The 8,643-nt window shown below is 74.5% G+C and carries 5 protein-coding genes; 4 read left to right on the forward strand and 1 reads right to left on the reverse strand.

Annotation, left to right across the window (positions count from 1 at the left end; all coding sequences use genetic code 11):
• Nucleotides 1-193 precede the first annotated feature (193 nt).
• Nucleotides 194-856, forward strand: a complete 663-nt coding sequence (locus ACGFZS_RS41660) for a polysaccharide lyase family 7 protein (protein WP_393539775.1) — start codon at nucleotides 194-196, stop codon at nucleotides 854-856.
• Nucleotides 857-866: 10 nt separating this feature from the next.
• On the opposite strand, the gene ACGFZS_RS41665 is transcribed toward ACGFZS_RS41660, so the two are convergent.
• Complete coding sequence (locus ACGFZS_RS41665) at nucleotides 867-1,823, reverse strand: ricin-type beta-trefoil lectin domain protein (RefSeq protein ID WP_393799525.1); 957 nt, start codon at nucleotides 1,821-1,823, stop codon at nucleotides 867-869.
• A 314-nt stretch (nucleotides 1,824-2,137) separates the two neighbouring features.
• Between ACGFZS_RS41665 and ACGFZS_RS41670 the strand changes: the two genes are divergently transcribed.
• From ACGFZS_RS41670 to ACGFZS_RS41680, 3 genes are read left to right on the forward strand one after another with little or no spacing between them, the layout of a single operon-like run.
• The gene (locus tag ACGFZS_RS41670) at nucleotides 2,138-2,710 is read left to right on the forward strand and encodes a sigma-70 family RNA polymerase sigma factor (protein WP_393799526.1); all 573 of its coding nucleotides are present in this window, start codon (nucleotides 2,138-2,140) and stop codon (nucleotides 2,708-2,710) included.
• Nucleotides 2,707-3,885: a hypothetical protein gene (locus ACGFZS_RS41675; RefSeq protein ID WP_393799527.1), complete on the forward strand. Its 1,179-nt coding sequence runs from the start codon at nucleotides 2,707-2,709 to the stop codon at nucleotides 3,883-3,885. The genes ACGFZS_RS41670 and ACGFZS_RS41675 overlap by 4 nt, the downstream gene beginning before the upstream one ends.
• Nucleotides 3,886-3,945: 60 nt before the next feature.
• Nucleotides 3,946-8,490: an FtsK/SpoIIIE domain-containing protein gene (locus ACGFZS_RS41680; protein WP_393799528.1), complete on the forward strand. Its 4,545-nt coding sequence runs from the start codon at nucleotides 3,946-3,948 to the stop codon at nucleotides 8,488-8,490.
• Nucleotides 8,491-8,643: the final 153 nt, after the last annotated feature.

The following is an 8,643-nucleotide window of genomic DNA, read 5'->3' on the forward strand; positions in this document are numbered from 1 at the left end:
TATCGGGGAACCTAGGGATCCCGCGTACACCTGTCAACAACCCCAACAGTGCACGGATTCGGCCGACTTGGGCCAGATTCACCTTCTGAGCTGAGCGTTCACATCAATAACCATCACTCAAGTTCTTGACTCCTCCGATGTATTGAGGTTGCCTGCGTTTCCGCTCGCACCTCCTCACCGGAAAGGACCCTCGATGAACCGGAGATCCGTCCTACGGGCCGGCGCCGGAGCGCTGTTCACCCTCCCGCTGACCACGGGTGTCGCCGTCGCGGCGGCCGACCCGACCGACGGCTGGACGCAGACCTCGTTCACCTACAGCTGGCAGAAGCCCTGGAACCTCGACCTCGCCGACCGGCACAGCTATGCCGACGGGGTGCACCGCATGTGGGTGTACGCCACCGACGAGCCGTTCGAGGAGGGCAGCGACACCGACCCGCGCACCGAGATGCGCTGGAAGGTCGACTACAGCACCGGCAGCCACATGTGGGACGCCGACGTGTACCTGCCGTCCGGCACCGACGGCGCGTCCTTCGTGCAGATCCTGCGCAGCGTCCACCCGTCGGGCACCCCGGCCACCGACATCATGCTCAACGTGTACGACACCGGCGGCGGCACCGTGCGCCGGTACGACGGCACGGTGCTCCGCACCGGCGCGTACGACACCTGGTTCAACGTGAAGATCGCGCACGAGGCGAGCACCGGGACCGGCACCGTCCGGGTCTACTTCGACGACTCCCTCGTCCTGACGGTGGCCGACCGGGGCCCGGCAACCCGCTACTTCAAGAACGGCGTGTACAACCACGGTTCCGGCCGGGCGGAGGCCCGTTTCCGCAACCTCCGCCACTGGACGAGGTGACCTGCCGCCGTCAGCCCTTGCGCCACTTCTGGTTGCTCGTACCGGCGCAGGTCCACAGCTGGAGCTTGGTGCCGCTGGCCGTGGCGTTGTCGGTGACGTCGACGCACTTGTCGGCGAGCGCGCTGACCAGGTCGCCGGCCGAGCTGAGGTAGAACAGCTGGGCGCGGTTGCCGCTGCAGTTGGCGACCTGGATCGCGGTGCCGTCGGCGGTGTTGCCCCAGGCCAGGTCCATGCACAGACCGAGCGAGCGAATGGTGCCGTCCGACTGGAAGACCCACTTCTGCCGGGCGGCGCCCGAGCAGTCCGCGATCTGCAGCCGGGTGCCGTCCCCGCCCCCGCCCGTGACGTCGACGCACCGGCCGGATCCGGTACCGATCAGCTTCACGCCGGCGACGGTGGTGGACTTGGTGCCGCCGCTGGACGAAGAGCCCCCGGAGGAGGACGAGCCGGACGAGGAGGACCCGGACGAGGAGGACTTGGTACCGCTGGACTTCGTACCCGAGGACGTGGAGCCCGAGTTCGAACCCGAGCCGGACCCCGAGCCGACGGTCCCGCTGCCGGACTGCTGTCCGGTCGAGCCGGTGCCGGTGCCGGCGGCCGACCCGGAACCGCCGGAGGTGTCCTTCGCGGGCCGGTGGGACGGCGTGTGCGAGGGCTTCGGCGAGGACGACGGGGAGGCCGAGGGGGACTCGGAGGTCGCGGACAGGGTGGTGGGCTCCCCCGCCGCCACCGCGGCGGCCGTCGTGGAGTCCGGGTCGGGGAAGAGGTCCACCCGGCTCAACAGCGGTACGGCCAGGGCGGTGACCACGGTGAGTCCGGCCGCCGCGCCGACGGTCGCCCACACCCGCACGCCCGGCACGAGCCCGCGGCGGGGCGTGGCGGGGCGGCGGGCGAAGGTGTCGCTGAATCGTCCCGCCGGGGTACCGGGCCGTTCCGCCGAGGGCCGGGGTTTGCGAAGGGGCGGCACGTCGTCTCCTGCAGGTCTCGTGAAGGTCTCGGAGCGCCCGGGACAAGCGGGGGCACAGGAACAGTAACCAAGGGACGGCGCCGAACCGCGCGCCCGCCCACGAAGATCCCGCCGAACGTCACCTTCCGTCCACCTATGCGGAGTTGGCTGTGACGAATTTGTTGAAGTGCGCAGCAAGGGCGACTTCGGGAACTTCCGTCTTTCGCGCTAGCGTTCGCCACTGAAGCGATTCACCACACCCCCTACCCCCCGCTCCACACCCCCACGGCAGCACACAGCACCACAGCACCACCCGACACCGGAAGGCGGAGGCCGTGAGCCTCATCGACCATGACCGCGCCGACGGCGCGGACCGGACGCTCGGCCTCCTTCTCGCGGAGCGCGACAGCCTGCGCCGCTTCGTGACCGGCCTGATGGGGCGCGACCCCCACGGCGCGGAGGACGTCGTCCAGGAAACCCTGTTGCGGGCCTGGCAGTCGGCCGACCGGCTGGACTGGCGGGACCGGCCCATCCGGCTGTGGCTCTTCCGGGTGGCCCGCAACCTGGTGGTCGACGGACGGCGCCGGGACCGGAGCGTTCCGGTGGGCATCACGGCGGCGGACTTCGGCCCGGCCATGCCCACGCCGGTACCCGACCACGCCGAACAGGTCGGCGACCGCCGGGTCCTGGTCTCCGCACTGCGCACCCTCACCCCGGCGCACCGCGAAGCGGTCGCCCGGGTCCATCTGCTCGGGCAGCCGGGCGAGGACGTGGCCCGCCGGCTCGGGCTGCCCCCGGGCACGGTCAAGTCCCGTACCCACCACGGCATCCGCGCGCTGCGCGCCACCCTCGAATCCCACGGCTTCCGCCCGGCCGGGGCCGAGCAGCTCCGGAAAGAGACGCGATGACCTCCGACACCATCACCACCCTGCTCGGCCTCGTCGGCGTCCTGGTCCTGGTACTCGCCGTCACGCACTGGCTGGTGCGGCGCGGCGGCGGCTGGAAGGCCCTGTGGCGCCGGCTCGGCCGCGAGATCACCCTCACCGTCCGGGCGTTCACCGGGCCGGTGCGCATGGAGCTGCGCTACCGGCGCGGTCTGCGCCTGCTGGTACGGCTGCTGCGCGACCCAGCCGTGTGGGCCGACGCCGAGCGGGCCACCGCGCTGGCCGCGGCCGTCCGCCCCGGGGTCCGGCCGTACGGTGTGCTGGCCGGACCCGAGTGGCTGGGTGTGCTGGTCGCGGCGGACGGCGAGGCCCTGCGCGAGCCGCCGGAGCCCTGGGCGGCGGACGAGAGCGACCCGCGCCTGTGGTGGATCGACCGGTCCGACCTGACGGACGCGGCCGAGGAGTCCGTCGCACCACTGCTGGTCTGCGTGGGGCACGACCTGGGGCACGCCGTGCTGCTCGACGTGCGCTCCGGGCCGCCCGCGCTGTCGGTGTACGGCCCCGCGCGCGCCGCCCGTACGGCCCGTGCCGTGCTCCAGGCGCTCGCGGCCCAGCTGGACGCCCGGCTGCCGGAGGGCCGGGTCGCCATCGGCGCCGGGGTGCATCCCCGGCATCCGGGGCTGCCGGCCGCGGCGGCCGTCGGGCAGCCCGGCATCGAGGTCGCGGTGTGCGCCGAGCCGTTGGAGCGGGCGCTGCCGTCCGGTGTGCGGCTGCTCAGCCTCGGGGTCGCCCGGGGCCGGACCCGGCTCCTCGAGATCGCGCCGGACGCGATGCTCACCGTGCACGGCGCGCCCGCCGCCCGCGTCGACGTACTGCCGCTGTCCCGGGCCGTCGCCCGGACGCTGGCCGTCCTGCCGCCGGCTCCCGGCCTGCCGGACGACGACGAGGTCGCGCCCGCGGCGGACGTCACGCCCGTCACCGACCCCGACCTGCTGCCGGACGAGCCGGACCTCGACGCCGGCGCGGCCCCCGCCGCCCAGCCGACCGGTGTCTCCGCGACCCGGCCGGCCCCCGAGCCCGCACCCGCCGCCGCACCGGTCCCGGCTCCGGCCGCGGCCGTCGACGGCGACGACGACTTCGCGGAACCGAGCACCTCCGAAGCGGCCGGCGTCTCCGCGACCTCGCCGCAGGCGCCGTAGCCGCCCCGACCGCCGTACCCGTCCCCCGATCCCGTACGAACGACCGCCCGGCTGGGAGCCGTGAACCTCACCATCACCACCGTGGACGCCACGGACGGACAGCGCCGCGACCACCAGGTCCGGCTGCCCTCGAACGCCACCGTCGGCGATCTCGCCGCCGCCCTCTCCCAGGACGAGGACGCCGCCACCGGCGGCGCGGACTGGGCGACGGCCGGCGCGCCGCGCACGCGCGGCCTCTACGCCGGGGACCACCGGCTCGACCCCGCCGCACCGGTGTCCGGCAGCGGGGTCCACGACGGCGGGCTGCTCGGGCTCGGCGGTCCGGCGCGCCCGGCCGACCTGGTCCGGGTCCATGACGACGGCGAGCGGGACGGTGTGCTCGCCGAGGTGCACCTCGTCTCGGGGCCGGGTGCCGGGCGTACCTGGCGGCTCGCGCCGGGCAGCCACGAGATCGGCACCGACCCGCTGTGCGCCCTGCGGCTCGACCCCGCCGCCGGGGTGCCGGAGTCCGGGCTGTGGGTGACGGTCGGCGCGGACGGCACCGCGGCCTGGCAGCGCATCGACGCCGACCCCGAGGCCGCGGTCCGGGCCCGGCTGGCCTCACCGCCGCCGGACGACGCCATCACCCAGCTGCGCCGCCCGCGCCCGCAGCCGCCGCGCGAACGCCCGGCGGGGCCCGGCCCGGTGCCGTGGCCGGCCGGGGAGGATCTCACCGTCGGCCCGATGCTGCTGCGGATGACCGCGCCCGTCGAGCCGGACGCCGCCGTCACCCCGTCCGCCGACGGCTACGGCGTGGACTACAACCGGCCGCCGCGCATCGCCCCGCACCTGGACGCCGAGCGGGTCCGGCTGCCGCAGCCGCCGTCGCCGCCGCAGAAGCGGCCGTTCCCGACCGTGATGATGATCTCCCCGATCGTCCTCGGTCTGTTCATGGTCAGCATCTTCAAGTCGTACTACTTCCTGGTGTTCCTGTTCCTCAGCCCGATGATGATGCTGTCGAACTGGGCGACCGGCCGGCGGGCGGCCCGCAAGCAGTTCCTGGAGTCGGACGCGGCCTACGAGCGGCGCCGTGACGTCCTGGAGGAGCAGGTCCGGGACGCGGTGGTGGGCGAGCGCCGGGTGCGGGACAAGACCGGCCCGGACCCGGCCGCCGTCGCCCTGATCGCGACCGGACCCGGCGGCCGGCTCTGGGAGCGGCGCCGCCGCGACCCGGACCACCTGGTGCTGCGCCTGGGCACGGTGGACCAGCCGTCGGTACGCGAGCTGGAGGACCCGGCGCGGGACGAGAACCACCGCTCGATCCGCTGGAACATCCCCGACACGCCGATCGGCGTCGACATCACCGCCCATGGCGTGGTGGGCATCGCGGGTCCGGCCGCCGAGGTGCAGCCGCTGGCCCGCTGGCTGGTGGCGCAGGCGGGCGTGCTGCACAGCCCGCGCGACCTGAGGGTCGTGGTCCTGACCGAGCCGGACCGGGTGGCGGACTGGGCGTGGACGCGCTGGCTGCCGCATCTCAAGCCCGGCACGGCCGCCGGACCGGTGGTGCTGATCGGCAACGACCCCGAGTCCACCGCCGCCCGGATCAGCGAGCTGGTCTCCCAGGTGCAGTCGCGCCGCCGGCAGGCCGGCAACGACCGGGACGTGGTCTTCACCGACCCCGATGTGCTGGTGATCGCGGACGGGGCGCGGCGGCTGCGCGACGTGCCCGGCATGGTCCAGGTGCTCAAGGAAGGCCCGCGGGTGCGGATCTTCAGTGTCTGTCTGGACGAGCAGGAGCGGCTGCTGCCCGAGGAGAGCACGGGTGTCGTCCTCGCGGCCGACGGCCGGCTGACCGTGCGCCGGCCCGGTGCGCCGGACCTGCCCGCCGTCCGTGCCGACCGGGTCTCCCCCGAGTGGTGCGAGCAGCTGTCCCGCGCCCTGGCCCCGATCCGTGACGTCAGCCCCGAGCACGACGCCGGACTCCCCCAGCGGGTCCGCCTGCTCGACCTGCTGGAGCAGGAGCCGCCCAACGCGCAGGCGCTGTGGGAGCGCTGGCAGTCCGAGCCCGCCTCCACCTCCTTCCTGATCGGCACCGGCTTCGACGGGCCGCTCTCCCTGGACCTGGTGCAGGACGGGCCGCACGGCCTGGTCGCCGGTACGACGGGTTCCGGCAAGTCGGAGCTGCTGCAGACGTTCGTGGCCTCGCTGGCCGCCGCCAACCGGCCCGACGAACTCACCTTCGTGCTGGTCGACTACAAGGGCGGCAGCGCCTTCAAGGAGTGCGCCAACCTGCCGCACACCCTCGGCATGGTGACCGACCTCGACGCCCACCTCGTGGAGCGGGCCCTGGAGTCGCTCGGCGCCGAACTGCGCCGCCGTGAGCAGGTGCTGGCCGCCGCCGACGCCAAGGACCACCCCGAGTACCGGGCCAAGCGGGCCGCCGATCCGTCGCTGGCCCCGCTGCCCCGGCTGCTGCTGGTGATCGACGAGTTCGCCACCCTGGTCCGCGAAGTCCCCGACTTCGTGCCCGGGTTGATCAGCATCGCCCAGCGGGGCCGCTCGCTCGGCATCCACCTGATCCTGGCCACGCAGCGCCCGGCCGGTGTGGTCACCGGTGACATCCGTGCCAACACCAACCTGCGGATCGCGCTGCGGGTGACGGACATGACCGAGAGCCAGGACATCATCGACGTCAAGGACGCCGTCGACATCTCCTCCGCCACCCCCGGCCGGGCCCTGGTCCGGCGCGGGCCGAAGCAGGCGGACCCCTTCCAGACCGCCTGGGTGGGCGCGGAGCGGCCCCGGGAGACCCCGGCCGCGACGGCCGAGACGGAGGCGGCGGGTCCGCGCAGGCCGGTGCGTGCGGTGGACGTGGGCTGGGACGCGCTCGGCCGCCCGGCCGAACTGCCCGCCGAGCGGCGGACAGTGACGACCACGTCCGCCCAGGGCCCGGCCCCGACCGACCTCCAGGTCCTCGTCGAGGAGATCCGCACCGCCGCCGACCTGCTCGACGACTTCACCCAGCAGCCCAGCCCCTGGCTGCCCCCGCTCCAGCGCGAACTGACCCTGGACGACCTGGACGGACTCGGTGCCACCCGCGAGGGCCGGCTGGTCATCCCCTACGCCCTGGAGGACGTCCCGCAGCTGCAGCAGCGCCGGGTCGCCGTGGCCGACCTGGCCACCTTCGGGCACCTGTACGTGATCGGCGCCCCGCGCTCCGGCCGTACGCAGGTGCTGCGGACCATCGCCGGTTCGGCGGCCCGCGCGGCGAGCACCGCCGACGTGCACATCTACGGCATCGACGCGGGCGGCGGCGGACTGACCGCCCTCGGGGCGCTGCCGCACTGCGGCGGTGTGGTCTCCCGGCACGACCTGGAGCGGCTCGGCCGGATGCTGCGCCGGCTGAACCGGGAGCTGACCGAGCGGCAGGACCTGGCGCAGACGCACAGCGCGACCGGTATCGCCGAGCTGCGCAAGCTGCTGCCGAAGGCCGAACGGCCCGCGCACATCCTGCTGTTCATCGACGGCTGGGACTCGCTCTCGGTCATCATCGACGAGCACGACCACGGCCAGCTGGTGCAGGAGGTGACCCGGCTGATCCGCGAGGGCGCCGCCGCCGGCATCCATGTCATCGCCACCTCCGAACGCTCCCTGCTGGGCGGGCGGATGGCCGCGCACAACGACCACAAGCTGCTGCTGCGGCAGGGCGACCGCAGTGACTACCAGGCCGTCGGCATGATGCCGAACAAGATCCCGGCCGACATTCCGCCGGGCCGCGGCTGGCACGTGCTCAGCGGCACCGAGACCCAGGTGGCGCTGCTGGCTGCCGGTGGCGGCACCGAGCAGGCCGAGGCGCTGCGGGCGATCGGCGAGAGCGCCCGCAAGCGGGACGCCCAGGTCCCGGACGCCCGGCGGCCGTTCCAGGTCGCGGTGCTGCCGCGCTCGGTGGAGTTCGCGGAGGCCTACGAGAAGGTCGCCGCGACCGACCGGCGGCCGATGTGGGGGCTGCTCGGGGTCGGCGGCGACGAGGGCGGTGCGGTCGGCACGGACCTCGCGGGCTCCGCGTCGGCGTTCGGCGTGTTCGGCCCGGCCGGGTCGGGCCGCAGCAACGCGCTCGCCTCGATCGCCGTGTCACTGCTGGCCGGCGGTACCTCGCTGGTGGTCCTGACCCCGCGCGAGTCGCCGCTGCGCGCCCTGGAGCGGCACGGCACGGCCACCGTGCTCACCGAGAACGACCCGTCGGCGGAGACCGTGCGGGCGGCGCTGGACGCCCTGCCGGGGCCGCGGGTCGTGATGATCGACGACGCCGACCTGATCACCAACTCGGCGGCGGACAAGCTCCTCAAGGAGATCGCCGTCTCCGGCCGGGACCAGGGGCTCGGGCTGGTCTACGCGGCCTCGGCGGAGGGCTTCCAGAGCGGGATGAGCGGCTGGACGCTCGCGGCCCGGCGGGCCCGGCGCGGTCTGCTGCTCTCGCCGAAGAACCTCACCGAGGGCGACCTGGTCGGCGTACGGCTGATGCCCAGTGTGGTGCGGGCGACGACGCATCCCGGCCGGGCGTGGATGGCCGGTCCCGGTGGCACGCTGCTGGCCCTCCAGGTGCCGCTCACCCCGCTGCGGGCCTGACCCGCGCGGGCGCATACGGAAGGGGCCTTCCCGGAGTCGCCGGGAAGGGCCCATGCGGATTGGCCCCCGCCGGGCCGGGCCCCCCCGGGGGGGGCGGGGCCCGGGGGGGGGCGCCCGGGGCCCCGGGCGCGGCCCTCCACGCCCGGCCCGGGT

Source organism: Streptomyces sp. NPDC048288 (genome assembly GCF_043201555.1).
In the GTDB taxonomy this organism is placed as follows: Bacteria; Actinomycetota; Actinomycetes; order Streptomycetales; family Streptomycetaceae; genus Streptomyces.

Bases quoted from the DNA above. Each gene is read 5' to 3' on its own strand.
- ACGFZS_RS41660 (WP_393539775.1), top strand. From the start codon at position 194: ATGAACCGGAGATCCGTCCTACGGGCCGGCGCCGGAGCGCTGTTCACC.
- ACGFZS_RS41675 (WP_393799527.1), top strand. From the start codon at position 2,707: ATGACCTCCGACACCATCACCACCCTGCTCGGCCTCGTCGGCGTCCTG.